General features: G+C 63.5%; 29 protein-coding genes, 1 tRNA gene and 1 pseudogene. 17 read left to right on the forward strand and 14 right to left on the reverse strand.

From position 1 onward, the window contains the following. Positions 1 to 78: 78 nt before the first annotated feature. The 3 genes from NKH21_RS20420 to NKH21_RS20430 form a co-directional block, all read right to left on the reverse strand. On the reverse strand, positions 79 to 927 hold the full coding sequence (locus tag NKH21_RS20420; RefSeq protein ID WP_352666405.1) for an alpha/beta fold hydrolase: 849 nt from the start codon (positions 925 to 927) through the stop codon (positions 79 to 81). 101 nt (positions 928 to 1,028) lie between these two features. Further along, positions 1,029 to 1,105 (reverse strand) — tRNA-Arg (locus NKH21_RS20425). 47 nt (positions 1,106 to 1,152) lie between these two features. Continuing rightward, positions 1,153 to 1,845, reverse strand: a complete 693-nt coding sequence (locus tag NKH21_RS20430) for a winged helix-turn-helix transcriptional regulator (protein WP_352451189.1) — start codon at positions 1,843 to 1,845, stop codon at positions 1,153 to 1,155. 338 nt (positions 1,846 to 2,183) lie between these two features. Between NKH21_RS20430 and NKH21_RS20435 the strand changes: the two genes are divergently transcribed. The 3 genes from NKH21_RS20435 (at position 2,184) to NKH21_RS20445 (ending at position 3,587) form a co-directional block, all read left to right on the forward strand. Beyond that, positions 2,184 to 2,510, forward strand: a complete 327-nt coding sequence (locus NKH21_RS20435; RefSeq protein WP_023677873.1) for a DUF1330 domain-containing protein — start codon at positions 2,184 to 2,186, stop codon at positions 2,508 to 2,510. A gap of 127 nt (positions 2,511 to 2,637) precedes the next feature. After that, positions 2,638 to 3,162 (forward strand): hypothetical protein, encoded by a 525-nt coding sequence (locus NKH21_RS20440; protein ID WP_502903418.1) that lies wholly within the window; start codon positions 2,638 to 2,640, stop codon positions 3,160 to 3,162. A gap of 134 nt (positions 3,163 to 3,296) precedes the next feature. Further along, a complete protein-coding gene (locus NKH21_RS20445) occupies positions 3,297 to 3,587 on the forward strand; it encodes a hypothetical protein (RefSeq protein WP_352666409.1) in 291 nt (96 codons plus the stop codon). A 465-nt stretch (positions 3,588 to 4,052) separates the two neighbouring features. Here the strand turns inward: NKH21_RS20445 and NKH21_RS20450 are convergent, their stop codons facing one another. After that, a complete protein-coding gene (locus NKH21_RS20450) occupies positions 4,053 to 5,216 on the reverse strand; it encodes a M20 aminoacylase family protein (protein ID WP_352666411.1) in 1,164 nt (387 codons plus the stop codon). Between the two features lie 270 nt (positions 5,217 to 5,486). Here NKH21_RS20450 and NKH21_RS20455 point away from each other — a divergent pair, with 270 nt between their 5' ends. Beyond that, positions 5,487 to 6,665, forward strand: coding sequence for a D-alanyl-D-alanine carboxypeptidase family protein (locus tag NKH21_RS20455; RefSeq protein WP_352666439.1), 1,179 nt, complete (start codon positions 5,487 to 5,489; stop codon positions 6,663 to 6,665). 4 nt (positions 6,666 to 6,669) lie between these two features. After that, the gene (locus tag NKH21_RS20460) at positions 6,670 to 7,812 is read left to right on the forward strand and encodes a CobW family GTP-binding protein (protein WP_352666412.1); all 1,143 of its coding nucleotides are present in this window, start codon (positions 6,670 to 6,672) and stop codon (positions 7,810 to 7,812) included. A 164-nt stretch (positions 7,813 to 7,976) separates the two neighbouring features. On the opposite strand, the gene NKH21_RS20465 is transcribed toward NKH21_RS20460, so the two are convergent. The 5 genes from NKH21_RS20465 to NKH21_RS20485 all read right to left on the reverse strand — a co-directional run bounded on the left by NKH21_RS20465 (position 7,977) and on the right by NKH21_RS20485 (position 11,903). Further along, a complete protein-coding gene (locus tag NKH21_RS20465; RefSeq protein WP_352666413.1) occupies positions 7,977 to 8,246 on the reverse strand; it encodes a sulfurtransferase TusA family protein in 270 nt (89 codons plus the stop codon). Between the two features lie 5 nt (positions 8,247 to 8,251). Beyond that, a complete protein-coding gene (locus tag NKH21_RS20470) occupies positions 8,252 to 9,577 on the reverse strand; it encodes a L,D-transpeptidase family protein (protein WP_352666440.1) in 1,326 nt (441 codons plus the stop codon). A gap of 212 nt (positions 9,578 to 9,789) precedes the next feature. Beyond that, on the reverse strand, positions 9,790 to 10,740 hold the full coding sequence (locus NKH21_RS20475; RefSeq protein ID WP_254816618.1) for an acetyl-CoA carboxylase carboxyltransferase subunit alpha: 951 nt from the start codon (positions 10,738 to 10,740) through the stop codon (positions 9,790 to 9,792). A gap of 99 nt (positions 10,741 to 10,839) precedes the next feature. Further along, positions 10,840 to 11,757, reverse strand: a complete 918-nt coding sequence (locus tag NKH21_RS20480) for a site-specific tyrosine recombinase XerD (RefSeq protein ID WP_352666414.1) — start codon at positions 11,755 to 11,757, stop codon at positions 10,840 to 10,842. Then, positions 11,754 to 11,903, reverse strand: coding sequence for a hypothetical protein (locus NKH21_RS20485; RefSeq protein ID WP_023677884.1), 150 nt, complete (start codon positions 11,901 to 11,903; stop codon positions 11,754 to 11,756). The genes NKH21_RS20480 and NKH21_RS20485 overlap by 4 nt, the downstream gene beginning before the upstream one ends. A 158-nt stretch (positions 11,904 to 12,061) precedes the next feature. On the opposite strand from NKH21_RS20485, the gene NKH21_RS20490 reads away from it, so the two are divergent. From NKH21_RS20490 to NKH21_RS20515, 6 genes are all read left to right on the forward strand, one after another. After that, positions 12,062 to 12,664 (forward strand): shikimate kinase, encoded by a 603-nt coding sequence (locus NKH21_RS20490; protein ID WP_352666415.1) that lies wholly within the window; start codon positions 12,062 to 12,064, stop codon positions 12,662 to 12,664. After that, positions 12,661 to 13,782, forward strand: a complete 1,122-nt coding sequence (aroB, locus tag NKH21_RS20495; RefSeq protein WP_352867146.1) for a 3-dehydroquinate synthase — start codon at positions 12,661 to 12,663, stop codon at positions 13,780 to 13,782. The genes NKH21_RS20490 and aroB overlap by 4 nt, the downstream gene beginning before the upstream one ends. Further along, positions 13,779 to 14,675 carry an HlyC/CorC family transporter gene (locus NKH21_RS20500; protein WP_352666418.1) on the forward strand — a complete coding sequence of 299 codons (897 nt, stop codon included), beginning with the start codon at positions 13,779 to 13,781 and terminating at the stop codon, positions 14,673 to 14,675. The genes aroB and NKH21_RS20500 overlap by 4 nt, the downstream gene beginning before the upstream one ends. A gap of 40 nt (positions 14,676 to 14,715) precedes the next feature. Next, entirely contained in the window at positions 14,716 to 15,525 is an 810-nt protein-coding gene (locus NKH21_RS20505; protein ID WP_352666419.1) for an alpha/beta hydrolase, read from the forward strand. Between the two features lie 162 nt (positions 15,526 to 15,687). After that, positions 15,688 to 15,921, forward strand: coding sequence for a type II toxin-antitoxin system Phd/YefM family antitoxin (locus tag NKH21_RS20510; RefSeq protein ID WP_352666421.1), 234 nt, complete (start codon positions 15,688 to 15,690; stop codon positions 15,919 to 15,921). A 2-nt stretch (positions 15,922 to 15,923) separates the two neighbouring features. Next, entirely contained in the window at positions 15,924 to 16,316 is a 393-nt protein-coding gene (locus NKH21_RS20515) for a type II toxin-antitoxin system VapC family toxin (RefSeq protein WP_352666442.1), read from the forward strand. 5 nt (positions 16,317 to 16,321) lie between these two features. Here NKH21_RS20515 and NKH21_RS20520 read toward each other — a convergent pair whose 3' ends face one another. After that, positions 16,322 to 16,624, reverse strand: a complete 303-nt coding sequence (locus tag NKH21_RS20520; RefSeq protein ID WP_352666423.1) for a BolA family protein — start codon at positions 16,622 to 16,624, stop codon at positions 16,322 to 16,324. A 133-nt stretch (positions 16,625 to 16,757) separates the two neighbouring features. Here NKH21_RS20520 and NKH21_RS20525 point away from each other — a divergent pair, with 133 nt between their 5' ends. The 6 genes from NKH21_RS20525 to NKH21_RS20550 all read left to right on the forward strand — a co-directional run bounded on the left by NKH21_RS20525 (position 16,758) and on the right by NKH21_RS20550 (position 22,463). After that, a complete protein-coding gene (locus NKH21_RS20525; RefSeq protein ID WP_254816626.1) occupies positions 16,758 to 17,387 on the forward strand; it encodes a J domain-containing protein in 630 nt (209 codons plus the stop codon). 123 nt (positions 17,388 to 17,510) lie between these two features. Then, on the forward strand, positions 17,511 to 18,497 hold the full coding sequence (gene cobS, locus NKH21_RS20530; RefSeq protein ID WP_352489391.1) for a cobaltochelatase subunit CobS: 987 nt from the start codon (positions 17,511 to 17,513) through the stop codon (positions 18,495 to 18,497). Positions 18,498 to 18,508: 11 nt separating this feature from the next. Next, entirely contained in the window at positions 18,509 to 20,407 is a 1,899-nt protein-coding gene (gene cobT / locus NKH21_RS20535; RefSeq protein ID WP_352666424.1) for a cobaltochelatase subunit CobT, read from the forward strand. After that, a complete protein-coding gene (locus tag NKH21_RS20540) occupies positions 20,404 to 21,429 on the forward strand; it encodes an esterase-like activity of phytase family protein (protein ID WP_352666426.1) in 1,026 nt (341 codons plus the stop codon). The genes cobT and NKH21_RS20540 overlap by 4 nt, the downstream gene beginning before the upstream one ends. Positions 21,430 to 21,612: 183 nt before the next feature. Continuing rightward, positions 21,613 to 21,981: an ArsR/SmtB family transcription factor gene (locus tag NKH21_RS20545; RefSeq protein WP_352867153.1), complete on the forward strand. Its 369-nt coding sequence runs from the start codon at positions 21,613 to 21,615 to the stop codon at positions 21,979 to 21,981. Next, positions 21,978 to 22,463 carry an SRPBCC family protein gene (locus tag NKH21_RS20550; protein ID WP_352666430.1) on the forward strand — a complete coding sequence of 162 codons (486 nt, stop codon included), beginning with the start codon at positions 21,978 to 21,980 and terminating at the stop codon, positions 22,461 to 22,463. The genes NKH21_RS20545 and NKH21_RS20550 overlap by 4 nt, the downstream gene beginning before the upstream one ends. A gap of 39 nt (positions 22,464 to 22,502) precedes the next feature. Here the strand turns inward: NKH21_RS20550 and NKH21_RS20555 are convergent, their stop codons facing one another. From NKH21_RS20555 to NKH21_RS20570, 4 genes and pseudogenes are all read right to left on the reverse strand, one after another. Beyond that, entirely contained in the window at positions 22,503 to 23,177 is a 675-nt protein-coding gene (locus NKH21_RS20555; protein WP_352666432.1) for a spermidine synthase, read from the reverse strand. Between the two features lie 83 nt (positions 23,178 to 23,260). Continuing rightward, positions 23,261 to 23,941, reverse strand: a complete 681-nt coding sequence (locus tag NKH21_RS20560; protein WP_352666433.1) for a queuosine precursor transporter — start codon at positions 23,939 to 23,941, stop codon at positions 23,261 to 23,263. Positions 23,942 to 24,024: 83 nt separating this feature from the next. Beyond that, on the reverse strand, positions 24,025 to 24,321 hold the full coding sequence (gene rpmB / locus NKH21_RS20565) for a 50S ribosomal protein L28 (RefSeq protein ID WP_292664929.1): 297 nt from the start codon (positions 24,319 to 24,321) through the stop codon (positions 24,025 to 24,027). A 379-nt stretch (positions 24,322 to 24,700) separates the two neighbouring features. Next, positions 24,701 to 24,898: pseudogene (locus NKH21_RS20570) on the reverse strand (IS4 family transposase); the annotation flags it as partial.

The following is a 24,898-nucleotide window of genomic DNA, read 5'->3' on the forward strand; positions in this document are numbered from 1 at the left end:
ATTTTTGAGAGACCGCGCGCGAGGATATCTGGCCGAGACTTAGCGCGCCCGAGGCCGGGAGCTGCCAGGGCGAGGTCCTTAAGCGGCGCCCGTCAGCCTCCGCACGACGTCCTCGGCATGGTTCACGAGGGTCGAGACGTGAGCGTCATTGGGGAAGTAAGTCGCTTCGCACCGGGGTAGTCTCGCCACATTCACGCGCGCCTGAGCAGCAGAAATTTGCTGGTCGAGTTCGCCGTGCCAAAGGCGCAGCTGCGGAAACGCGATGTCTTCTGGTGAAAAGCCCCAGGGCGCGCCCAGGAGTTTCGCGTCCTGCACGCTGCCCTTCGTTCCCTGCCGGAACGCCTCGACCAACGACGCGGCAAGGGCTTCTCGAACCTGGGCGCGGTCAAGGCTCGTACGATCCGCTGCGGGCCACCGCCGCGCGAGCCTCACGAGCGACCGTTGAGCCTGGCTTCGATCGTGAAAGCGGCGATGCGCCAGCGGCATAAGCAGGTGCGGCATCACCCGCGATACGAGAAAGGCAAGGACACCGGGTTCTGTAGGTCCCGAGACGATACCGCACCCAGCAAGTCGACCGGGAATCTTGCAGGCGCAGGCCAGCGCGAACGGCCCGCCGCCTGAAAAGCCGACCACGGAAAATCGATCGACGCCGAGCTGGTCGGCGAGCGCACTGACGTCGTCCGGCCAATCCAACAGGCGACGGCCAGATGCGAAGGAAGATAAACCGACTCCGGGACGATCGATCGCGAGAACGCGGACGCCGGCGCGTTCGGCGGCTTTATGCAGCATCCCGCCCTCCAGACGGGAACCCGGAAAACCGTGAAAGTACAGCAACAGCTTGCCATTGGGCGCGCCGTATGCGGCAACACCTAACAGACGGCCATCGCGTGACCGCAACTTGGATGAATTAGCGTCCTCTACAATCATGGCTTAAGCCTTAGGCGAAGCCGCAATACGTATCGAGCTCCCTAATGTATGCTCGCGAATACCGGTGACAGTGCACCTTTTAGGTAACCAATTGAAAACGTTGGTGATCCCGACAGGAATCGAACCTGTGACCTACAGATTAGGAATCTGCCGCTCTATCCTACTGAGCTACGGGACCATCGCGCCCGACACATAACCGCTTCGGATCGTTTCGCCAAGAGGCAGCTAGGCTGCTCGCTTGGGTTCGACCGCGAACGGGCTCAGGCCGAGCCAGGTCTGCATTTTGCGGGCGATATCCTGGTCTCCCGTCAAGATGACTTTCGCCCCGGCCTTCTCGACGGTGATCAGCCCCATCCAGATTTCAGTCATGGTGTGCAGGTCGGTTGAGACGTAGAGATCGACATCGAAGCCCGGATCGTACCAGCAGAGGTCGACCTCGCCGTGCTTCTCGACGATCAGCCACCATGACCGTTTCGAGGCGGGGAGCTCCTGATACAGAAATTGTATCACCGTGCGGCCATCGGGCAGCGGCGACGCATTGAGGTTGCGCCGCATGTCCCACATCAGCAGCGACGGATCGAGGTTCTTCAGCGACAGCCGCGACTCGACCCATTTCTGCCCCCAAAAGCCCATCGCCTCGACGACGGAACGCAGATCCCGGCCTGCCTCGGTCATCCGGTATTCGAAGATGCCTTTCTCGCCGCGCACCTCCTTGCGCTCGACGATCCCGGCCAGTTCGAGCTCCTTGAGGCGTTGCGACAGAAGGGTCGGCGACATTTTGGGGACGCCGCGGCGCAGATCGTTGAAACGGGTCGAGCCCGCCACCAATTCGCGAAGCAGAACCATGGTCCAGCGGGTGCACAGCACCTCCGCGGCCATCGATAACGGGCAGAACTGCTTGTATCCGGACTGGGTCATGATATTGCCTTCCCCTCAAACTCAGCCGGAACCATAGGCCTTTCCCGGCGACGCGGCGAGTACAGAAACTGTACCGGCCCGGTGTGGTGGATTTGAAGTTCCTGCTTTCTGGGTGGCATCAGCGTTAGGATCTTCAAATCCAAAACCACACTGGAAATCCAGGCATTTGCTGGTGTGGCATTCGAATCCGAAATTCGCTCGCTGCGTTGCTCCAAAGTGAATGCGAATTTCGGATTCGCCACACCAGTACAGATCGCGGACTGGCTGGCGCGACCTTGCCATGCGACCCCTCTGCCGCTGCACTGGATACCCCTGTGCACGACCAGGAGACATAACCCATGACCGCTTACGTTATCGCAGACATCAAGGTGAGGGACCCGAAGTGGATGCCGGCCTATGCCGCGTCGGTCCACGACCTCGTACACAAGCACGGCGGCAGATATCTGTCGCGCAGCGGCAATGTGAAGACGCTCGAAGGCAAGCCGCTCGACACGACGCTGATTGCCTTGATGGCGTTCCCGACCGAGGCCGCGGCGCGCGCCTTCACCGACGATCCCGCCTACGCACCGTTCGTTTCGGCCCGTCAGGGCGGCAGCGACAGCCGTTTCCAGCTGATCGACAACTCCGATCTGGCCGGAACCATCCCGTATCTGCCGAAGGGATGATGTTCCCCTGCATTCGTCGCATCGGGACAGGGATCTCCCAGCAACAACAGCCACAGCGTCCACCTGCCGGGCCTCCTTACTACCGGCGGCCGGCCGGGCTGTGCTTTTCAAGAAGAATGGAATGACTATGACAATCAACTTTCGCAACAAGTTCCTCGCTGCCGCGGTGCTGCTGTCGGCCTGCACTGCATTGGCGCAGGCGCATCAGGCAGCGCCCTCGTCCGGTCCCAATCCGCTGGCCGACAAGGTGCGAGCCGCCAACAGTCGCTTCGAGAGTGTGGCGGCGGCGACCGCCGAGGGCTATGCTCCCATTCCTTGCGCCAGCGGCATCACCGGCGGCGCCATGGGCATCCATTACGTCAATCCCGGCTACCTCAAGGACGACGCTGTCGATGTCGCCAAGCCCGAAGCGGTGATGTACGAGCCGATGGCCGACGGCACGCTAAAACTGATCGCGGTCGAATACATCACCTCGAAAGGCCCGGCCTCGCTCGATGGGCATCTGTTCAACTTCAACAGCGCGCCCAACCGCTATGGCCTCGGTCCGTTCTACGAGCTGCATGTCTGGGCCTGGAAAGGCAACCCAACCGGCGCGTTCGCGGACATGAACCCGAAGGTGTCGTGCGAACCGACGACTGCTGCCAGCCAGTAAGCAGCCGAGCCACGCGGCGTCAACGCCGCCTGGCCGCGCTGAATTGCGGGGCACCCGGCAACGGGCGCAAAGACGGCTCGGATAGCGGAACTTTCGGGATGCCGGCGCGCTTTAGTGTCCCGAGGAGACACCGCATGAGCGCCACCAAAGAATTCTTTGAAACCTGGCTGCAGGAGAATGTCGGCAATCTGCCCGCCGAGAGCGAGGTGAGCGTCGCCGTCCTGGCGCAGCAATTCGAGCAGGATGCCGATGCTGCCGGCTATGGCCACGAGGTTCGCGAAGACGAACTCGGCAATATCCAGGAGGCGATCGAGGCAGCCCTGAAGAAGGCGAGGACAGGCGAAGAGCCGCAGTCCGCCGACGACAATGAGCTGGCGCCGGTCATGGAGGCACTGGAGGTCGAGGATCCGAAGAGCGGGCCTTGACTGATTAGCCGGCGAACGACCACGTGCTCTGCACCTGACGGCGCAGGCCAACCACTTGCGTCGATGCACTCTTCGGCCATGGTAACGGCATGGATCCTAGGGTCTCCGCGACGTCGCTTCGCTCCTGCTCCGCCCTAGGATGACGAAGGGAAAAATGTTTCCGCCAATCTGGAGAGGTTTGTAGTTCGCCATCAGTCGTCGTCCGATAACACGCAGACGCACTGCCAATCTCCAACATCAGCCATTGGCCTCAGCTTTCAGCGATCATGCCTTCGTCATCCTAGGGCGAAGCAAGGAGCGAAGCGACGCGGCGTAGACCCTAGGATCCATGCCGTTACGTTCGAGCGTCGCGGCCTTCGGTGAACATCAACACACGGAGGCGGATGCGTTCAAATTGATCCGTGTCATGCTCCGTCTGTTGTTGGTTGCATTTCTACGGCGCCAACGGATTCCACTCGGCAAATGCTACGCCGCCAGTGCCGTCTCCGCCAGCTTCACCCAATAGCTCATGCCGTGCGGGATGACCTCGTCGTTGAAATCGTAGGCCGGGTTGTGCAGGCCGGCGGTATCGCCATTGCCGATGAAGATGAAGGCGCCCGGCCGCGCTTCCAGCATGTAGGAGAAATCCTCGCCGCCCATCACCGGCTGGATCGCGCGGTGCACATGGCTGTCGCCGGCGACGTCGGCCGCGACGTCGCTGGCAAAGACCGTCTCTTCCGGATGGTTGAAGGTGACGGGGTAGTTGGCATTGTAATCGACCTCGATTGTCGCGCCGAAGGCAGCACCCAGGCCTTGGCAAAGGGCGCGGATGCGCTCTTCGGCCTTCTTGGCAACCTCCTTCTTCAGCGTGCGTACCGTTCCGGCGATCTCGGCGCTCTCGGGAATGATGTTATAGGCGTCGCCGGCGTGGAATTTCGTCACCGAGACGACCACCGCCTCGACCGGATCGGTGCTGCGCGAGGCGATCGTCTGCAGCGCGCCGACAAGCTGGCTGGTGATGACGATCGGATCGATGGTGCCATGCGGCATCGCCGCGTGGCCGCCCCGGCCCTTGACGGTGATGGTGAACTCGGCGGTCGCCGCCATGATCGGACCCGGCCTGATGGCGAACTGGCCGACCGGTAGGCCCGGCATGTTGTGCATGCCGAACACCTTGGAGATGCCGAAGCGCTCCATCATGCCGTCCTTGACCATCTCGTTGCCGCCGCCGCCGCCCTCTTCGGCCGGCTGGAAGATGACCGCGACGGAGCCGGCGAAATTGCGCGTTTCGGCGAGGTATTTGGCGGCACCCAACAGCATCGCGGTGTGGCCGTCATGGCCACAGGCGTGCATCTTGCCGGGGACGGTCGAGGCATAGGATTTGCCGGTGATCTCGTTGAGCGGCAGGGCGTCCATGTCGGCGCGCAGGCCGATGGTCGAGCCTTCGCCATGGCGGCCGCGGATGATGCCGACGACGCCGGTCTTGCCCAAACCCGTCGCGATGTCGTCGCAGCCGAATGCCTTCAGCTTCTCGGTGACGAAGGCGGCGGTCTTGAAGACGTCGAAATTCAGCTCCGGCGTCTGGTGCAAATGGCGGCGCCAGCCGGCCACCTCGTCCTGCATTTCGGCGGCTCGGTTCAGGATCGGCATGATGGTTCCATTTCGCTGTTGGAGCAGGCGGTCTTGGCCTGCTGCTTTGCAATTGTGCCTGCTGCCTTGCAACCATGCACGCAGCTTTGCATTGTGCTGCTGCTTCCACATTGTGATCGGCAGCACTTTGCCATGTTGACGTCACATAGAGTAAATAGCACCGCGACTGTGGTCCGGGAACAGAGGGCCGGACCATTATCCTGGCGATCGTGTAACGAAATCTTACGGAGCCAGGTGCGACTGCGGCAAGAGGCTATTTCGGTTTTTATGATGCGCTACAGGCATTTCCTCAAACTGTTGGCGGCGGGCGCGGTGGTGCTTGCGGCGCTGGCCGGGCCCGCCTTGGCCAATCCGACCATCCTGTTCGACCTGAACAGCGGCAAGATCCTGCAGCACCAGGACGCATTCAGGCGCTGGTACCCGGCATCACTGACCAAGCTGATGACCGCCTATGTGGCGTTTCGAGCGATTGCCGCGGGCGAGGTCCAGCTCGATTCGCCGATCAAGGTGACGAAACATTCCGCCGGCGAGCCGCCGAGCAAGATGGGCTTCAAGCCGGGCTCGGTGATGCGGCTCGACAATGCGTTGAAGATGATGCTGGTCAAATCGGCCAACGATATCGCTATGGCGGTCGGCGAGAATATCGGCGGTTCGCAAGCGGCTTTCGCCGAACGCATGAACGCCGAGGCGCGGCGGCTCGGCATGAGCGGGTCGCATTTCGTCAATCCGAACGGGCTCTATTCGCCGGACCAGTATACGACAGCGCGCGATCTTGCTTTGCTGGTGATGGCGATTCGCACGGAATTTCCGCAATATGCCCCCTGGTTCTCGATCGAAGGCCTTGCCGTCGGCAAGAAGGCAATCTCCAACTACAACCTGCTGATCGGCCGCTATCCGGGTGCCGACGGCATGAAGACGGGTTTCGTCTGCTCGTCCGGTTTCAACATGATCGGCTCGGCTACCCGCAACGGCCGCACCGTGGTCGCCGTAGTGCTCGGCGAACGGTCGGCCATTACCCGCGCCGAGACGGCGGCAAAACTGCTCGACCAGGGCTTTGCAACGCCGGCGCCGAGCGGGCTGACGGTCGCGGCGCTGCCTGTCTATGGCGACACCATGTCGGCCAACGACATGGATGACGAGATTTGCAAGAAGAAGCCGGTCGCGGAGCAGTCGGAAGCAGCACCGGCGGTCGGCGACAAGGGCAAGGACCTGCCGAAATCGCCCTATAAGGAAAAGCTCGACCATGTCCCGACGCTGATCGCCGTTGGCCTCGGCGGTGCCACGGGGCCGGTGCCGAAGGCGATGCTCGACGCCTCCGGGCAGGAATATGCCGACGTGCCGCTGCCGACATGGCGGCCGGACCGGGCGCCGCCGGCCGGCGCCGAGCCTGTTGTGGCCGGATCCGCCACCGCCGTGCAGGTCCAGCAGCCGACCAAGGCGCTGAACTAGCCGCATGGCCGGCTTCCCGATCCCCGTTTCGGTGCTCACCGGCTTTCTCGGCGCCGGCAAGACGACGCTGCTCAACCGGCTGCTCCGGGATCCGGCGCTCGCCGACACCGCCGTCATCATCAACGAGTTCGGCGAGGTGGCGATCGACCATCTTCTGGTCGAGCAGGCCTCCGACGGCATCATCCAGCTCTCCGACGGCTGCCTCTGCTGCACGGTGCGCGGCGAGCTGGTCGACACGCTGGCCGATCTCGTCGACCGGCTGCAGACCGGCCGCATCGACCGGCTTGCCCGCGTCGTCGTCGAGACCACCGGGCTCGCCGATCCCGCCCCCGTGCTGCAATCGATCATGGCGCATCCGGCCCTGGTCCAGGCCTTCCGGCTCGACGGCGTCATCACCCTGGTCGATGCCGTCAACGGCAATGCGACGCTCGATGCCCATGTCGAGGCAGTGAAGCAAGTGGCGGTCGCCGATCGCATCGTGCTCAGCAAGGCCGACCTGGCCACGGATGCAGGTAATGTCGAGGCGTCGCGGGCGCGGCTCAGGCAGCTCAACCCGAGCGCCGTGGTGCTCGACACGAGCCAGGCGAGCGCCGCGACCCTGTTCGATTGCGGGCTCTACAATCCGGCTACCAAATCGGTCGATGTGCAGCGTTGGCTGGGCGAAGAAGCCGGCCACAACCATGACCACAGCGGGCATGACCACAGCGGGCATGATGACGACGGGCATGACGGTGGCGACCACCATCACCATGGTCATGGTCATGGCCACAGGCACGATTCCCGCGTGCGTTCGTATTCGCTGGTCCATGACGGGCCGGTGCCGTTTTCGGCAATCGAGATGTTCCTCGATCTGCTGCGCTCGGCGCATGGCGAGCGCCTGTTGCGGATGAAGGGCGTCATCGAGCTTGCAGAAGACCCGTCGCGGCCACTGGTTATCCATGGCGTGCAGAAGATCCTGCATCCGCCGGTGCAACTGCCGGCCTGGCCGGACAGCCAGCGCGGCACCAGACTGATGCTGATCACGCTCGATATGCCGGAAGACTATATCCGCCGGCTGTTCGCCGCCTTCACCAACCGGCCGTCGATCGACACGCCGGACCGCGCTGCCCTGGAAAGCAATCCGCTGGCTATTGCCGGGCGTGGGTGAAGCTGCCGATCTCCCCCCTCGAGGGGGAGATGGCCGGCAGGCCAGAGGGGGTCGACGCGACCGGACGCGGCCTCCTGCGGCAGATCAAGGTTGGCGCTTTACGCGAGGCGACCCCCTCTGTCGCCTTCGGCGACATCTCATCCTCGAGGGGGAGATTACCCCGCTCAGCCGCGCTCGACCAGGAAGCGGTGGCCGCCTGACGTCGCGGTCGTCTCGACCAGCCGGTGGCCGCTCTCGGCGCAGAAGGCGGGAATGTCTATGACGGCGAGCGGGTCGGTGGTTTCGAGCCACAGCCGGCTGCCCGGCTGCATTGCGGCCAGGCGCTTTTTTGCCTTGAGCACGGGCAGCGGGCAGTTCAAGCCTTTGAGGTCGTAGACGGCGGCGCGGCTGGTTGAAGGCCTGTTTTTTTGGCCCCCATCTTCTTGCTCAAGCATAAAGCTCAGCCGCCAAACATGCCGAGCAGCTTTTTCTTCAATCTTGTCGCCGTGCTTTCGGCGTCCGCAGCCTGCGTTTCGACTGCCGGGGCGGCGTCCGATGGCGCTACGGTGGCGGTGGCGACAGGCATCTCTGCGGCGGTCTTGGCTGCTTCCTTTTCGGCGAGCGCCTGGGCCTTGGCAGCTTCCTTCTCGGCCAGGGCTTGCGCCTTGGCTGCCTCTTTCGCGGCCTTGGCCGCTTCTATGGCGGCAAGCCTTTGTTCCTCGGCCTTCTGCTTGGCAGCCTTTTCGGCGTCGAGCGCCGCCATCTTGCGGCCCGCCGGCGAATCGATGCGGCCCATGCGCGCCGTTTCGGCCACGGTACCGTCAGGGTTCAGCGAGGGCGGCTCGATCGGAACGCGTTCGCCGCGGGCACGCCGTTTCGACCAGTCGGAAACGATGCTGGCTTCCTTGATCCCGGCGATGGTCGGCTTGGGCGCCGGCACGCTGGCCTTGATGGCGCCGTTGAAGGCCGCCTCATAGGTGCTTTGATAGGCGTTGATGGCGCTCTTCAGCGAATCGGGCTGGGTGGTTGCAGGGCAAGGGCCGGTCGGATTGAAGGTCGAGCCGTCGGCCGCAATCTGGTTGAACACGTAGCGCTTCTCGCAGACGTCGACCTTCGGCGGCACCTTGGTGACCTCGAAATTGTCGTAGCCGACCTTCAGCATCTTCCAGAATTCGTAGTTCGGGTCGTTGCGATAGCGCGCCATGTTGGCTGCGGTCATGCGGAACGGAAAAGCCTGGATCTGGAACTCGGTCTGGCCGCCCTGGAAGGCGTCGCGGCCGAAGGCGTAGATCTGCTCGATCTGCGCGTCGGTCATCGAATAGCAGCCAGACGACGAGCAGGCGCCATGGACCATCAGGTTCGAACCGGTGCGGCCATTGGCGCGATCATAGGCGTTCGGGTAGCCGATGTTGAAGGACAGGTGATAATTCGACCGCGGGTTCATCTGTGCCGGACGGACGGTGTAAAAGCCTTCCGGCGCCTGGCGGTCGCCTTCGGTGAACTTCGGCCCGAGCTTGCCCGACCATTTGCAGATGTCGTAGCTGGCGACCAGGTCGTAGCGGCCGTTGGTCTTGGCCTTCCAGATTTCGAGCTTGCCTTCTTCCTTGAAGATGCGGGCCATCACCGAGGAGGTGCGGACCATGCCCTTGGCTTTCATCTCGGACAGGATCTTGTCCGGCAGCGGCTTGTTGGCTTGCGGCGCAAAATCCTTCATCGAAGCATCGTTGCAGCCGGCGACGCCGATCGCAGCGATCAGAACTCCGGTGCGGGCAAGCCTGGCTAACATGGATATGGCTATCGTCTTCATCTCTGCGCCGCGGATGCCGCGGCTGCTAAACTGACCACTGACGGACCCTAAGCCCGTTAACCTTGAAAATTCCTTACCGCAATCATGCTGGCGCGTCCCCTTACGGCAAGTCCACTGAGCCGAATGCAGCGGCATTTTTGTGGCGAAACTGGTTCACGCCGCCACATTTCGGGCCGCGTGCCTGCCGGATGTTACAGATTGCGGCCCATCGCCAGGTATTTCTCGCGGCGATGCTCGCGGAAGTCGGTGTTGGCGCCGGAGAATTCCTTCATCGTCCTGGCAATGAGGTCGCCGGTGGCGGCGATCACCGTTTCGGGGGCGCGATGGGCACCGCCGAGCGGCTCGGCGATGATGGCGTCGATGATCTTCAGCTCCAGCAGGTCCTGCGCCGTGATCTTCATGTTGGTCGCAGCATCCCTGGACCGCGTGGTATCGCGCCACAGGATCGAGGCGGCGCCTTCCGGCGAGATCACCGAATAGATGGCGTGTTCGAGCATGTAGACGCGGTTGGCGGTGGCGATCGCTATGGCGCCGCCCGAGCCGCCTTCGCCGATTACCACCGAGATCGACGGCACCTTCAGGCCAAGGCAGGCCGAGGTCGACCGGGCGATGGCTTCCGCCTGGCCGCGCTCTTCGGCGTTGACGCCGGGATAGGCGCCGGCAGTGTCGACCAGCGTCAGCAGCGGGATCTGGAAGCGGTCGGCGAGTTCCATCAGCCGCACCGCCTTGCGGTAGCCCTCCGGCCGCACCGAGCCGAAATTATGCTTCAGCCGGCTTGCCGTGTCGGAACCCTTCTCCTGGCCGATAATCGCCACCGGCTCGCCACGAAAGCGGGCAAAGCCGCCGACGATCGCCTGGTCCTCGCCGAAATTGCGGTCGCCGGCGAGCGGCGTGAAATCGGTAAGCAGGCCCTTGATGTAGTCGATGCAATGCGGCCTGTCCGGATGGCGCGCCACCTGCACCTTCTGCCACGGGGTCAGCGCCTTGTAGGCGTCGCGCAGCGCATCGCGCGAGCGCTTCTCGAGGCGGGCGATCTCATCGCCGACATCGACCGCCTCGCCGTTCTCGGCAAGCTTCTTCAGCTCAAGGATCTTGCCTTCGAGATCCTGCACAGGCTTTTCGAAATCGAGGTAATTGTACATTCTTGGGCGGACCGGCAAGTCGGAAGGCAATGACTGACGCAAGCCTGAAAATGCAGGCTGGGCGCGGTGGAACGTCGTTCTCACATAGCGACATGACGCCTAGTCGGCAAGCGGATGATGATCGTTGACCAGACGCACCAGCCGCTCCTCCAGCACATGCGTGTAGATCTGCGTCGTTGAAATATCGGCATGGCCAAGCAACTGCTGCACGGCCCTGAGATCGGCGCCGTTCTGCAGGAGATGGCTGGCGAAAGCATGGCGCAGCACATGCGGGGATATCTTCGCCGTGGCAATGCCGGCCCGCGCGGCAAGCCCCTTCAGCTCGCGGGCAAAGACCTGTCTCGAAAGATAGCCGCTGTCCGAGGCGGCCGGAAACAGGAACGGGCTGTCGGCAAGAGCCGGCACCGCCGCCCGCGCGGCAAGCCATGTCCGCATCGCCGTGCGCGCCTTGGCCGACAGCGGCACCATGCGTTCCTTGTTGCCCTTGCCGCGCACCATGAAGAAGCGGTCGTCGCGCTGTGCCACCGTCACGGGAAGGCCGACCAGCTCCGAAACGCGCAAACCGGTGGCGTAGAGCACCTCGACCAGCGCGTGCAGGCGCAGCGCCGCCAGGCTGTCGCCGTCGTTGAGCGAGGGGTCGATCGCCTCCTGCGCGGCGCGGTCGAGCAGCCGGCCGGTATCGGCCTCGCTCATCGTCTTCGGCAGCGGCCGGCCCTTCTTCGGGCTGTCCAGCGTGCCGGTCGGATCGTCGCCGCGCAGGCCTTCGGCGTAGAGGAACTTGAAGAACTGCCGGACCGCCGACAATTTGCGCGCCTGCGAGGTGGCGGCAAAGCCACGCGCGGCGATGTCGTCGAGATAGGCGCGGATGTCAGCGCTTGTGGCAGCGGCAAGCCCGCCGCCGATCCCGGCGGAAGCGTCCTCGAGGTCGTGGCGATAGGAGGAAAGCGTGTTTTCGGCAGCGCCGCGCTCGGCGCTCATCATCTCCAGGAAAGCTTCGATGCGGGCGGCGCTGTTCATTTTTTGGGATTGAGCTTTTCCGGAGGGATACGCACGCTCATTTCCGCCTTTCTCGGCTCGACGAACATGACCAGGGCGAACATCGCGCCATAGACAATGCCGGCCAGAATCGCGAGCGTCACGACAAAGCGAAACAGTGTTGGCATTAATTTTCGCCCGTCGTCTTATTCTGCATTTCCAACCCTGTGCCCTTATGAGACGCCAATCCGGCCAATTCAAGGGTGAAGCCCATAGTCCCGGTTGCGCCGCGCTTGACGCAAACAGGCTTTTGATGTCGATACGCCGGCAAAGAGGCCCTAGAAGCATGAATGCGCTACCAGCAAATCCTCCGGGCGAGAGCCATGCCGCGCTGCTCGGCCGACTGGGCGGCCGTTCCATCGTCTTTGTCGGGCTGATGGGCGCCGGCAAGACGGCGATCGGCCGCAAGGTGGCGGCGATGCTGGCACTGCCCTTCATCGACAGCGACCAGGAGATCGAAACCGTTTCGCGCATGAGCGTCCCGGACCTGTTCGAGCGCTATGGCGAGGCGGAGTTCCGGGCGCTGGAGCAGCGCGTCATCCTGCGCGTGCTGGAGCACGGGCCGCAGGTGCTGTCGACCGGCGGTGGCGCCTTCATGAACGCGCAGACGCGCGAGGCGATCGCCAGCCATGGCGTTTCGGTTTGGCTGAAAGCCGAGATCAACCTGTTGATGGAGCGCGTTTCCAAGAAACAGAACCGGCCGCTGCTGAAAAGCGCCGATCCACGCGCCGTGCTCGAACGGCTGATGGCGGAACGCTACCCCGTTTATGCCGCGGCCGATGTCATCGTGCCGACCCGCGACGACCGCAAGGAGATCATTGCCGCCGAAGTGGTAGAGGCGTTGCGCGGCCACCTTGGCGTTGCCGACATCGACGAGGTGCGGTCGTGAGCGCTGATGCAACGGTCTCTGTCGAAGTCGGGCTTGGCGAGCGTGCCTACGACATTTTGATCGGTCCCGGCCTGCTGTCACGCGCCGGCGCCGAGATTTCGCGCCGTCTGCCGGGCACGCGAGCGGCGGTTGTCACCGACGAAAACGTCGCTAGCGCGCATCTCGCGACGCTTGCGGCCGGCCTGGCAAGCGGAGGCATCCAACATGCCGTCATCACGCTGCCGCCCGGCGAAAAGACCAAGAGCTTTGCGCATCTCGAAGAGGTGGTCGACGGCGTGCTGGCCGCCAAGCTGGAGCGCGGCGATGTCGTCATCGCTCTCGGCGGCGGCGTCGTCGGCGACCTCGCCGGCTTTGCCGCCGGCATCGCGCGGCGCGGCATGAACTTCGTTCAGGTTCCGACCTCGCTGCTGGCGCAGGTCGATTCCTCCGTCGGCGGCAAGACCGGCATCAACAGCAAGCGCGGCAAGAACCTGGTCGGGGTGTTTCACCAGCCGAAGCTGGTGCTGGCCGACACCGAAGTGCTCGACACGCTGCCGATCCGCGAGTTTCGCGCCGGCTACGCCGAACTGGCCAAATACGGGCTGATCGACCGGCCGCAGTTCTTCGCCTGGCTGGAGGAAAACTGGCCTCGCGTGTTTGCCGGCGGGCCGGAGCGGGCTGCGGCCATCGCCGAGGCCTGTCGCGCCAAGGCCGACGTCGTTGCCCGCGACGAGTTCGAGACCGGCGACCGCGCCCTGCTCAATCTCGGCCACACTTTCGGCCATGCGCTGGAGGCGGCGACCGGCTATGACGGCGCAAGGCTCGTGCATGGCGAAGGCGTCGCCATCGGCATGGCGCTGGCGCATCGCTTTTCGTCAAGGCTCAATTTGGCGAGCCCCGACGACGCGGCGCGTGTCGAGGCGCATCTTCGCGCCGTCGGCCTGCCCTGGCGCATGGCCGACATTCCAGGCGAACTGCCCGACGCCGAGACGCTGTTCTCCTTCATCACCCAGGACAAGAAGGTGTCGCGCGGCGCGCTGACCTTCATCCTGACGCGCGGCATCGGCCAGGCCTTCATCGCCCGGGATGTGCCGGCCTCGGAAGTGCTGGCGTTCCTCCGGGAGAACCATCCGGGATGAGCCAGGCCGGCTGGATCGCGGCTGCAGTGCTCGCCGGCCTCGGCCTGCTGGGCTTCGTCCTGCGCCGGCAAATGCTCGCCGCCTTCGGCTACGAGCTGCAACGCATCGAGCCGCAGCGCTCGGCGCGCGACGAACTGCGCGGCGCCGTCGACGATTTCCGCCGCGACGGCCAGGTGGTGCGCGAGGACCGCGCCCGCATTGGCGGCCTGTTCGACCTCGAGGAGCTCGAAGTGTCGGACGTCATGGTCCACCGCACCAATATGCGCTCGGTCAATGCCGACGACCCGCCGGAAGCGGTGGTTCGCGAGATCCTGCAGAGCCCGCACACCCGCATGCCGTTGTGGAAGGGTTCGCTCGACAACATTGTCGGCGTGCTGCACGCGAAGGATCTGCTGCGCGCGCTGAACGAGGTCGGCAACGATTTCTCCCGGATCGACGTGATGAAGATCGCGTCGAAACCGTGGTTCGTGCCCGACACCACGACGCTGCAGGAGCAGCTCAATGCCTTCCTGCGCCGCAAGGCGCATTTCGCCATCGTCGTCGACGAATATGGCGAGGTCGAAGGGCTGGTGACGCTGGAAGACATCATCGAGGAGATCGTCGGCGAGATCGCCGACGAGCACGACATCGACATCCAGGGCGTCAAGCAGGAGGCCGACGGCTCCGTCGTCGTCGACGGCACGGTGCCGATCCGCGACCTGAACCGGGCGCTCGACTGGAACCTGCCGGACGAGGAAGCCACCACCATCGCCGGCCTTGTCATCCACGAGGCGCAGTCGATCCCGGACGAAAAGCAGGCCTTTACGTTTCACGGCAAGCGCTTCGTCGTCATGAAGCGCGACAAGAACCGGATCGCACGGTTGAGGATCAAGCCGGCGATGCTTGGAGAATGACAGTGCGCACCTTGTGGCAGCCGTGGGCAGTCAGGCGTTTATGACAATCGATCGGCGAACCCTGCTTCTGGCGTCGATGGCGGCGCTGCTGCCGGGGCAGGCTCGTGCCGCATCGCGGCTGCGTTCGCAATCGCCCGAAACCTTCGACTATGGTCCGGCCAAGCTCGACATCTATTCCCGCGATGGCGCAAGCGGCCTGCCGGTCGTCTTCTTCGTCCATGGCGGCGCCTGGCGGGTCGGCAACCGCAACAATGTCAACTCCAAGCCTGGTTTCCTGCTCGACAATGGCTTCTGCTTCGTCTCGATCGACTACCGGATGTTGCCTGAAGCAGACGTCGCCACCCAGGCGGCTGATGTCGAACTGGCCTATCGCTACGTCCGCGCCAACATCGCCAGGCATGGCGGCGATCCGGACCGGATCGTCGCAATGGGCCATTCGGCCGGCTGCCATCTCGTCGCATTGACCGGCCTGCGCGGCGGCCTGCCCGGCGTCGCGGCGCTGGTCCTCGACGACACCAGGGCTTACGATCTGGAGGCACTGGCCAGGAGCGGCGGCATGGCAGGGGTCTATGCCCGCGCCTTTTCCGATCCGGCGCAGTGGCGCGCGCTGTCGCCTGTCACCTACGTCGAAGGCCGCAAGCACCCGCCGACCTTTATCGCCCATTCGCGCGCGAAAGCCCGCGCGGCGGACGCGCAGGCCTTCGCCGAGCGTCTGCGCGCCACCGGAACCAGGGTCACGCTGTTCGACGGCAGCGCCTATTCGCACATGTCGATCAATCGCGACTTCGGCACCGAAGGCGATACATTGACCGCAGCGGTGATGGCTTTCCTGAGGGCGAGCCTCGGCTGAGTTACCAGCGGGTCTTTTGGATGGCGGCAGGCCGGTGAGGCGCGCGCAGACGCGGGGAACGAGGGACGGCTAAGCCGGAGCGATTGCTGTGACCGTGGTCATTGCCCGTGGTCACTTCTGGTCCTATATAGTGAACGGCAATTTTGTTCATTGAGGTGGCGCATGGCCGCGCAGGTGTCGAAATCGAAGTTCAAGGCAAAGGCTCTCGAGTATTTTCGTCAGGTTGAAACGAGTGGCGAGCCAATCATTGTGACCGATCACGGCCAGCCCACACTGGAGATACGACGCTATGAATCGGTTGCGCGCGACCCTTTGGAGGTGCTGCGCGGGTCCGTCCTGCGTTACGACCGCCCCACGGATCCGGTGGCCGAAGATGATTGGGAAGCCAGCAATTGATCGTGTTGGACACGCATGTTCTCGTCCGCTGGGTCGGCGGTGAGACCGATATGCTTTCAGAACCCGCACTTCACGCAATCGAGCGGGAGAGGATAGGTGGCGAGATTTTGATCTCCTCGATATCGGCATGGGAAATCGCCATGCTGATTTCCCGGGGGCGTCTCCTGCTATCGATGGACGTGGGCGAATGGCTGGCGACGGTCAGCAAACTCGAAAAACTGAGCTTCATTTCCGTCGATAATGACATTGCCGTGAATAGTACCGAACTTCCGGGAGAGTTTCACAAAGATCCGGCTGATCGGATCATTGTTGCGACCAGTCGAAAATTTGCGGCACCTTTGGTGACCGCGGATCAGAAGCTGCGAGACTATCGATATGTAAAGACGATCTGGTAGGGCAATTACCAGCGGGTCTTTTCGCCGGGCGCCGCCGGCTCGATCGCCAGGGCGTGGACGCCGGATTTCAACTCCTCGGCCAGCAGATCGTTGACGGCGCGGTGACGCTCGACGCGGCTCATGCCGGCAAAGGCGGGGGCGACGATGCGGACGCGGAAATGCGTCTCGCCGGCGCCGTCGAAGGTGGCGTGATGGCCGGAATCCACATGATGATGCCCGGCATGAAGATGGCTTTCGTTGATGACGGACAGCCGTTCCGGCGAAAACGCCTTTTTCAGCTTATCTTCCATCGTTGCCTGTATGGACATCGCCGCTTCCCTTCACCACATCTATGTCATCGCACAAAATTCGCCATTCGCCGGTTTTATGCCGCGATTCAGCGGTTAGGGCGATCATCGCGAAAATGTCAATTCTTGTTTCGCATCCGCGAACAGCCCATAAATGGGTGAGATGAAGCCGTACCCAAAATATTTCGAGAAGATTCGCATCCGCCCGGAGAAGGACGCGGAGCTGAAGTCGCGTTCGCCGATCTGCCAGTGGGATGGCTGCAAGGAGGCCGGTACCCACCGCGCCCCGGTCGGACGCATGAAGGAAGGCGAGTATTTCCAGTTCTGCTTCGACCATGTGCGCGAGTACAACAAGGGCTTCAATTATTTCTCGGGCGTTCCCGACACCGAGATCGCGCGCTTCCAGAAGGAAGCCATGACCGGTCACCGGCCGACCTGGAAAATGGGCGTCAACGGCGCCTCGACACGCTCCTCGCCCGATTTCGCCCAGGCGCGCTCCGGCCGCGCCGGCTATTACAATCGCATGCGCGATCCCTTCGACCTGTTCAAAGGCCCGAAGGACCCGCGCGAAGCACGCGAGCGCAAGGCCAAGCCGCTTGAGGCCAAGGCACTGGAAACGCTTGGCCTTGATACAAAGGCAAGTGGCAAGGATATCAAGGCGCGCTATAAGGAACTTGTGAAACGCCACCATCCGGATGCGAATGGCGGCGACAGAGGTTCGGAAGACCGGTTCCGCGATGTGCTCCAGGCGTATCGCGTGCTCAAGCAGGCAGGTTTGTGCTGAGCGACCTTACGGTTCGTGTCGCTTTCCAACTTTCATAAGGTTGGAAAAGGCTCTAAGACCGCCCCCGAACAAAATCGATTGCCAGCGAAACGCGGCGTTTCGCTTGTGGAGACGTTGATAGAGATGAACAAGGTCGATCGCGACATCGCCAACCTGCCCGACACCACGGTGTCGGTGAAGGAGACATTCGGCTTCGACTCCAGGATGGTGGTGCCGGCCTATTCGGTGACGAGCGAGCATGTCCCCGACATCGACCCGGACTACCTGTTCGACAAGAACACGACTATGGCGATCCTCGCCGGCTTTGCCTATAACCGCCGGGTCATGGTGTCGGGCTATCACGGCACCGGCAAGTCGACGCATATCGAGCAGGTCGCCGCACGCCTCAACTGGCCTTGCGTGCGCGTCAATCTCGACAGCCATGTCAGCCGTATCGACCTCGTCGGCAAGGACGCCATCGTCGTCAAGGACGGGCTGCAGATCACCGAATTCCGCGATGGCATCCTGCCCTGGGCCTACCAGCACAATGTCGCGCTGTGCTTCGACGAGTACGATGCCGGCCGCCCGGACGTGATGTTCGTCATCCAGCGCGTGCTGGAATCGTCGGGCCGGCTGACGCTGCTCGACCAGAGCCGGGTCATCCGCCCGCATCCGGCCTTCAGGCTGTTTTCGACCGCCAACACGGTTGGGCTGGGCGACACCACCGGCCTCTACCACGGCACCCAGCAGATCAACCAGGCGCAGATGGACCGCTGGTCGATCGTCACCACGCTGAACTATCTGCCGCACGACAATGAGGTGAACATCGTGCTGGCCAAGGCCAAGCACTATCGCGACGGCAAGGGCAAGGAGATCGTCAACAAGATGGTGCGCGTCGCCGACATGACGCGGTCGGCCTTTATCAACGGCGATTTGTCGACCGTCATGAGCCCGCGCACGGTCATCACCTGGGCCGAGAATGCCGAAATCTTCGGCAACATCGGCATGGCGTTCCGGCTGACCTTCCTCAACAAATGCGACGAGCTGGAACGCTCGCTGGTCGCCGAGTTCTACCAGCGCGCCTTCGGCGAAGATCTGCCGGAATCGGCTGCCAATGTGGTGCTGGGCTAAGCAGAGTCTCGATGGCGGGTCCGGGCGACAACACGCGAAACAAATCCAAGACCGGCGCTGAGAACGACAGCTTCAAGCGCGCCGTTACCGTCTGCATGCGCGCCATTGCCGGCGACAAGGATCTCGAGGTCGGTTTCGCCAAGGACCGGCCGGCGCTGGCCGGCAGCCGTGCCCGGCTGCCGGAATTGCCGAAGAAGGCATCGAAGGCGGACATCGCCATCACCCGCGGGCTCGGCGATTCCATGGCGCTGAAGCGCGCCTGCCATGATGCGCGCATCCACACCAGGCTGGCACCGGAAGGCAAGGCAGCGCGCGCCATCTATGACGCGGTCGAGCAGGCCCGGGTCGAGGCGATAGGCTCTCGCGCCATGCAGGGCGTTGCCGACAATATCGGCTCGATGCTGGAGGACAAATACGCCAGGGCCAACCTCGTCGACGTCAAGGACAAGGCCGACGCGCCGATCGAGGAAGCGCTGGCGCTGATGGTGCGCGAAAAACTGACCGGCCGCGCTGTGCCGAAAAGCGGCGAACGGCTGGTCGATCTCTGGCGGCCCTGGGTCGAGGAAAAGGCCAGCGCCGATCTCGACGGGCTGTCGGCAAAGCTCGACGACCAGCAGGCATTCGCCCGCGTCGTGCGCGAGATGCTCGCCTCCATGGAAATGGCCGAGGAGCTCGGCGACGACCAGGAGACGGAAGACTCGGAGGACAACGACGAAAACCAGCCGCAAGGCGAGGAGCAGAGCGAGGAGGGCGGCGAAGACGATTCCGGCTCCGAGCAGTCGCAGTCCGAGGATACAGAGGCATCGTCGGACGACGAGCAATCGGCCGAGACGGAGGCCTCCGACGCCACCGCCGAGGATCTCTCCGACGATGACGACGCCGATGCGGAGACGCCCGGCGAGGCGCGCCGCAACGACAATCCCTTCACCAATCTGCCGAAGGAGATCGACTACAAGGTCTTCACCACGGCCTTCGACGAGACCGTAGGTGCGGAAGAACTGTGCGAGGAGGAGGAGCTTGATCGGCTGCGCGCCTTCCTCGACAAGCAGCTCGCCAACCTTTCCGGCGTCGTCGGGCGGCTGGCCAACCGGCTGCAACGCCGCCTGATGGCGCAGCAGAACCGCTCCTGGGATTTCGACCTCGAAGAGGGCTATCTCGATCCGGCGCGGCTGGTGCGCGTCGTCATCGACCCGATGCAGCCTCTGTCCTTCAAGCAGGAGCGCGACACCAAATTCCGCGACACGGTGGTGTCGCTGGTGCTCGATAATTCGGGTTCGATGCGCGGCCGGCCGATCACGGTCGCGGCGACCTGCGCCGACATCCTGGCGCGCACGCTGGAACGCTGCGGCGTCTCAGTCGAAATCCTCGGCTTCACCACCCGCGCCTGGAAGGGCGGACAGGCGCGCGAGAAATGGCTGAAGGAAGGCAAGCCGCCGAACCCCGGCCGGCTCAACGATCTGCGCCACATCATCTACAAATCCGCCGACCATCCGTGGCGGCGGGCGCGCCGCAATCTCGGCCTGATGATGCGCGAGGGGCTGCTCAAGGAAAACATCGACGGCGAGGCGCTGCTGTGGGCGCACAACCGGCTGATCGCGCGGCCGGAGCAGCGCAAGATCCTGATGATGATCTCGGACGGCGCGCCGGTCGATGATTCAACGCTGTCGGTCAATCCCGGCAATTATCTCGAGCGGCATCTGCGCGCCATCATCGAGCTCATCGAGACGCGCTCGCCGGTCGAGCTTTTGGCCATCGGCATCGGCCACGACGTTACCCGCTACTATCGCCGCGCCGTCACCATCGTCGATGCCGAAGAATTGGCCGGCGCCATGACCGAGCAGCTGGCCTCGCTGTTCGGCGAGGAAACCGTGCGCGACACGCGGCGCGGCGGCATGCGGCGCGCCGGATGATTTTTTCCCGCGGCGGCTTTCGGCAGAAGCTTTTGGCCGCCATTGCGTTGTTAGGCATCAGTTTGGCGCCTGCTATCTCTGCCGGGCCGGCCTCGGTCGAGCCGGCCGAAATCTCGGCACGGCCGATCAGCGAATTCCATATCGGCCGGCCGGACAAACAGTTCGGGCCGCTCGAATTCGTCGGCGGACTCGAAATGACCTCGCCGACACGCGATTTCGGCGCGCTGTCGGCGCTTCGGTTCCTCAAGCCGGGCAGCGATTTCATCGGCGTCGCCGACACCGGCTTCTGGTTCTTCGGCACCCTCGTCCACGATGCCGACAAGCGGCCTTCCGGCATCGAGAATTTTCGCATGCAGCAGATGGTCGATGCGGCCGGCCAGCCGATCGACGAGAAATGGGCGGTCGATGCCGAAGGCCTCGCGGTCAAGGACGGCATTGCCACGGTCGGCTTCGAGCGCGATCACCGTATCGCCGAGTTCAAGATCGACCCGGACGACATGAAGGCGCCGTTCAGGCAATTGGACTTCCTGATCCCGGCCGGGGAACTTCGCCGCAATCGCGGCTTCGAGACCGTCACTCGCGCCAATCCCAACGGGCAGCACGCGGGCGGACTGGTCGTGGTGTCGGAGAAGAGCCTCGACGAGGCCGGCAACATCTTTGCCGCGATCATCGAAGGGCCGCACAAGGGCGTCTTCACCGTCAAGCGCAATGGCGATTTCGACATCACCGACGGCGCCTTCCTGCCGGACGGCGACCTGTTGCTGCTGGAGCGCAGTTTTTCGATGGCCCGCGGCGTCAAGATGCGGCTGCGGCGCATCTATGGCGAAAGCGTCGAGAAGGGCGCCGTCGCCGACGGGCCGGTGCTGCTTGAAGCCGACATGGGTTACCAGATCGACAACATGGAAGCGCTCGACGTCTGGACTCGCGACGACGGCGCGCTGATCGTGTCGCTGATGTCCGACGACAACCATTCCATCCTGCAGCGCAATCTTTACCTGGAATTCATCCTGCACGAGGATTGACGCGCGACCGGTGGCTGACGGCGACGCTGGCGTTTCCACGTCGTTCGCAGCGCATGCAATGTCCTTGGCGATTTCCTCGGGCAATGACCGGCATCGCCGAGTTTTTCCAGCCGGCTCTCACCATGTGCAAAATACTTAAGTCGTGACTTGACAATTTGCGTCATCGGCGAAATACTCAAGTCCATGCTTAAGTATTCCGAGATCGACAGCATCCTGCGGGCTCTTGCCGAGCCGACGCGCCGGGCAATCCTGGAAAGGCTGAGCCGCGGGCCGGCCACCGTCAGCCAGCTGGCGGAGCCGTTCGGCATGACCTTCGCCGCCGTGCTCCAGCATCTCCAGGCGCTGGAAGCGTGCGGGCTGATCCGCAGCGAGAAGGTCGGACGCGTGCGCACCTGCCGGATCGAGCCTGGCGGGCTTGCCCCGCTCGCCGACTGGATCGCCGCGCGCCGTACGCCGGCCGAACGCCACCTCGACCGTCTCGGCCAGATCCTGGCGGAGACTGACCAACCGAACGCGACACTCCACGACCAGGAAAAGGACGACAAGAAATGAACCAGATTGCCCCGGTTAACGACGGGCACTCCGTCATCCATTCGATCTTCAGCATCGAGCGGACCTATCCGCAATCGCCCGAGCGCGTCTTCTTCGCCTTTGCCGACAAGGCGACAGTACGGCGCTGGCGCGTCGAAGGCGACGGCTTCACCATCGCCGAATTCACCTTCGATTTCCGTGTCGGCGGCGGCGAGGTTTCGCGGTTCAGCCATCAGGGCGGCCCGGAGATCAGGCTCGATGCGCAGTTCCAGGACATCGTCCCCGACCGGCGCATCGTATTTTCCTACCGGATGGCGGTCGGGCCGCAGCCGCTGTCGGCGTCGCTCACCACTGTCGAGTTCGCACCCTCCGGCGACGGCACCCGCCTGACCTATACCGAACAGGGTGCGTTCTTCGATGGCGTCGATTCAGCGCAAGGGCGCGAGGAGGGTACGCGCGGGCTGCTGCAGGCACTCGCCGCCGAGCTTCAGAAAGCGCGGTAGAGGTTCGTCGGCGTTATCGGGCGGCGTCCAGTAAGGGGCCTATTGCCCCTTGCTCGCGAGCCAGACGATGTGACGGGCGCCGCGCTTGCCGTGAGCCCGCACCTTGACCTCCTCGACCGTGAACCCCGCCTGCTTGAGCCTTCGGGTGAAACCTGCGTCAGGGCCCTGCGACCAGACCGCCAGCACACCGCCGGGCTTGAGAGCTGCTCTCGCGCTGATCAGGCCGGCCGCGCTGTAGAGCGCATCGTTGGCCTTGTGGACGATGCCCTCGGGGCCGTTGTCGACGTCGAGCAGGATCGCGTCCCAGGCCGATGCTTGCGAACGGATGAGCTGACCGACGTCGGTCTCGTGAATACTGACTCGCCGGTCGTCAAGGCAGCCGTCGAAAACCTCGGCCATCGGCCCGCGCGCCCAAATCACGACCGCCGGTACCAGTTCGGCAACGGTGACCTGCGCATCGGCGCCAAGCTCGGCCAGCGCCGCGCGCAAGGTAAAGCCCATGCCGAGGCCGCCGATCAGGATGTTTGGGGTCCGGCGGCCGGCAATCCTTTGACAGGACAGTTTGGCCAGCGCCTCTTCGGAACCGCTAAGCCGGCTATTCATCAGCTCGTTCGCGCCAAGCATGATCGAGAATTCGCCGCCGCGCCGTTTCAGGCGGAGTTCCTGTCCGCCGTCAGGCGTTTTTGCCGAGTCCAGTTGAAGCCAGGGGATCATGCTCGATAGTCTTTGAGCATGATCTTGTCCGAAAACCGGTTCCCACTTTCCGCTAACGCGGACCTTCGGTTCGGGATCATGCTCTATGCCGCCAGTGCCGGTTGGCTCCAGCGGGCGGCAAGCAGCCGGTAGGGGATCAGCGCCACCACCGCTATGACCAGCTTGACGCTGAGATCGCCGAGCGCCCAGGATATCCAGCGCATCGTCTCGACCGGCAGCACGCCCATCAATGGCGCGGTTTCCAGCGCAAAGCCGTCGTTGGGCCCGGCGAAGGCGAAAGCCGCCGCAAAGGCGACGGTGAAAAACACCACCGTATCGAAGACGGAGCCGACCAGCGTGCCGACGATCGGTGCGCGCCACCAACTCTGCCGGCGCAGCCGGTTGAACACGGTGACGTCGAGCAACTGCGCGGTGAGGAAGGCGGCGCCCGACGCCGCGGCAATGCGCACCAGCCGGTCGGCGGCGGTCTCGAATTCGATCAGGCCGTGGCGAAACAGCAGCGGCGGGATGACGATCGAGCAGATCACCGCTGTCATGAAGCCGACAAAGACGATCCTGCGCGCCACCGTCGGCCCATAGCGGCGATTGACGAGATCGGTGACCAGGAATGAGAACGGATAGGTGAAGGCGCCCCAGGTCAGGATGTCGGCCAACGACAACCCGCCGATTGCACCCTGCATCGGGAACTGCACAAGGATGTTCGATGCCACGACGACGAGCGCCATGGCCGCCACGAAGGGCAGGTACCGCGAGAGGAAAATCATTTTTTTATCCTGGGTAATGGAACCAGCGGAACGCGATCCGGAACCCGGGTCACGCCCTGGAAGGCGACTGACCGCCGAAAAACTCAGGCGGCCGGCTGTTCGGCGAGCTTCTTGGCGATCTGCTTCTTCAACAGGCGGGCGCGCTGCGACAATTCCTTGGCATCTGCCTTGACCAGGAAGGCATCCAGGCCGCCGCGATGCTCGACCGAACGCAGCGCGTTGGCCGAAATGCGCAGGCGCACATTCTGGTTCAGCGCTTCCGAGATCAGCGTCACATTGACGAGATTGGGCAGGAAGCGACGCTTGGTCTTGTTGTTGGCGTGGCTCACATTGTTGCCGGACATGACTGCCTTGGCAGTGAGTTCGCAGGTGCGGGACATGGTTCTAACCTTCGGTTCTCGGTCCTGCCCAAACATTCGACCCGCGCCGGGTGGCGCGCGGTTTCGGTCAGGCGGCCTTATGGAAAAAGTTGGCGTTCCATAGTTGCATTTCGTCGAGGCGTCAAGCTTGGGGTTGCTCGGGAGAGGGGAATCGCACCTTTCGGAGGAGGTGTCGTCGGCGAAGCTGCCGATCTCCCCCTTGCGGGGAAGATGTTGCTGTCCCGCGGATCTCTCAAGACTTGGGTTCCTCGCCCACCGCGAAGCGGGGGAGAGGTGGCCGCAAAGCGGCCGGAGAGGGGGGCCTTTTCGTAGAGCGCGGTTCCCCCTCTCCGTCTCGGCTTCGCCGAGCCACCTCTCCCCCACTATCGTGCTATCGGATTCACACATTTTGCAGATTGAGTTTGGTTCCGTGCTTGATGGCGTGGAATTCGGCGAGGCCGATGCGCATGACCTTGGGGCCTGGCTTGCCGTAGTAGCCTGTCCAGCCGCCGCGGCGGGCGATGGCCCAGGCCGCGAAGGCTAGAGAGCCTTTGGGGTGAGGATTGCGTTGTCGTTCGGTCTTGCCTTCGAGCTTGGC

Source organism: Mesorhizobium sp. M1329, from assembly GCF_040318035.1.
Lineage (GTDB): Bacteria > Pseudomonadota > Alphaproteobacteria > Rhizobiales > Rhizobiaceae > Mesorhizobium.

Coding starts and splice junctions, on each gene's coding strand:
- NKH21_RS20420 (WP_352666405.1), bottom strand. CDS start 927: ATGATTGTAGAGGACGCTAATTCATCCAAGTTGCGGTCACGCGATGGC.
- NKH21_RS20430 (WP_352451189.1), bottom strand. CDS start 1,845: ATGACCCAGTCCGGATACAAGCAGTTCTGCCCGTTATCGATGGCCGCG.
- NKH21_RS20435 (WP_023677873.1), top strand. CDS start 2,184: ATGACCGCTTACGTTATCGCAGACATCAAGGTGAGGGACCCGAAGTGG.
- NKH21_RS20440 (WP_502903418.1), top strand. CDS start 2,638: ATGACAATCAACTTTCGCAACAAGTTCCTCGCTGCCGCGGTGCTGCTG.
- NKH21_RS20445 (WP_352666409.1), top strand. CDS start 3,297: ATGAGCGCCACCAAAGAATTCTTTGAAACCTGGCTGCAGGAGAATGTC.
- NKH21_RS20450 (WP_352666411.1), bottom strand. CDS start 5,216: ATGCCGATCCTGAACCGAGCCGCCGAAATGCAGGACGAGGTGGCCGGC.
- NKH21_RS20455 (WP_352666439.1), top strand. CDS start 5,487: ATGCGCTACAGGCATTTCCTCAAACTGTTGGCGGCGGGCGCGGTGGTG.
- NKH21_RS20460 (WP_352666412.1), top strand. CDS start 6,670: ATGGCCGGCTTCCCGATCCCCGTTTCGGTGCTCACCGGCTTTCTCGGC.
- NKH21_RS20465 (WP_352666413.1), bottom strand. CDS start 8,246: ATGCTTGAGCAAGAAGATGGGGGCCAAAAAAACAGGCCTTCAACCAGC.
- NKH21_RS20470 (WP_352666440.1), bottom strand. CDS start 9,577: ATGTTAGCCAGGCTTGCCCGCACCGGAGTTCTGATCGCTGCGATCGGC.
- NKH21_RS20475 (WP_254816618.1), bottom strand. CDS start 10,740: ATGTACAATTACCTCGATTTCGAAAAGCCTGTGCAGGATCTCGAAGGC.
- NKH21_RS20480 (WP_352666414.1), bottom strand. CDS start 11,757: ATGAACAGCGCCGCCCGCATCGAAGCTTTCCTGGAGATGATGAGCGCC.
- NKH21_RS20485 (WP_023677884.1), bottom strand. CDS start 11,903: ATGCCAACACTGTTTCGCTTTGTCGTGACGCTCGCGATTCTGGCCGGC.
- NKH21_RS20490 (WP_352666415.1), top strand. CDS start 12,062: ATGAATGCGCTACCAGCAAATCCTCCGGGCGAGAGCCATGCCGCGCTG.
- NKH21_RS20500 (WP_352666418.1), top strand. CDS start 13,779: ATGAGCCAGGCCGGCTGGATCGCGGCTGCAGTGCTCGCCGGCCTCGGC.
- NKH21_RS20505 (WP_352666419.1), top strand. CDS start 14,716: ATGACAATCGATCGGCGAACCCTGCTTCTGGCGTCGATGGCGGCGCTG.
- NKH21_RS20510 (WP_352666421.1), top strand. CDS start 15,688: ATGGCCGCGCAGGTGTCGAAATCGAAGTTCAAGGCAAAGGCTCTCGAG.
- NKH21_RS20520 (WP_352666423.1), bottom strand. CDS start 16,624: ATGTCCATACAGGCAACGATGGAAGATAAGCTGAAAAAGGCGTTTTCG.
- NKH21_RS20525 (WP_254816626.1), top strand. CDS start 16,758: ATGGGTGAGATGAAGCCGTACCCAAAATATTTCGAGAAGATTCGCATC.
- cobS (WP_352489391.1), top strand. CDS start 17,511: ATGAACAAGGTCGATCGCGACATCGCCAACCTGCCCGACACCACGGTG.
- cobT (WP_352666424.1), top strand. CDS start 18,509: ATGGCGGGTCCGGGCGACAACACGCGAAACAAATCCAAGACCGGCGCT.
- NKH21_RS20540 (WP_352666426.1), top strand. CDS start 20,404: ATGATTTTTTCCCGCGGCGGCTTTCGGCAGAAGCTTTTGGCCGCCATT.
- NKH21_RS20545 (WP_352867153.1), top strand. CDS start 21,613: ATGCTTAAGTATTCCGAGATCGACAGCATCCTGCGGGCTCTTGCCGAG.
- NKH21_RS20550 (WP_352666430.1), top strand. CDS start 21,978: ATGAACCAGATTGCCCCGGTTAACGACGGGCACTCCGTCATCCATTCG.
- NKH21_RS20555 (WP_352666432.1), bottom strand. CDS start 23,177: ATGATCCCCTGGCTTCAACTGGACTCGGCAAAAACGCCTGACGGCGGA.
- NKH21_RS20560 (WP_352666433.1), bottom strand. CDS start 23,941: ATGATTTTCCTCTCGCGGTACCTGCCCTTCGTGGCGGCCATGGCGCTC.
- rpmB (WP_292664929.1), bottom strand. CDS start 24,321: ATGTCCCGCACCTGCGAACTCACTGCCAAGGCAGTCATGTCCGGCAAC.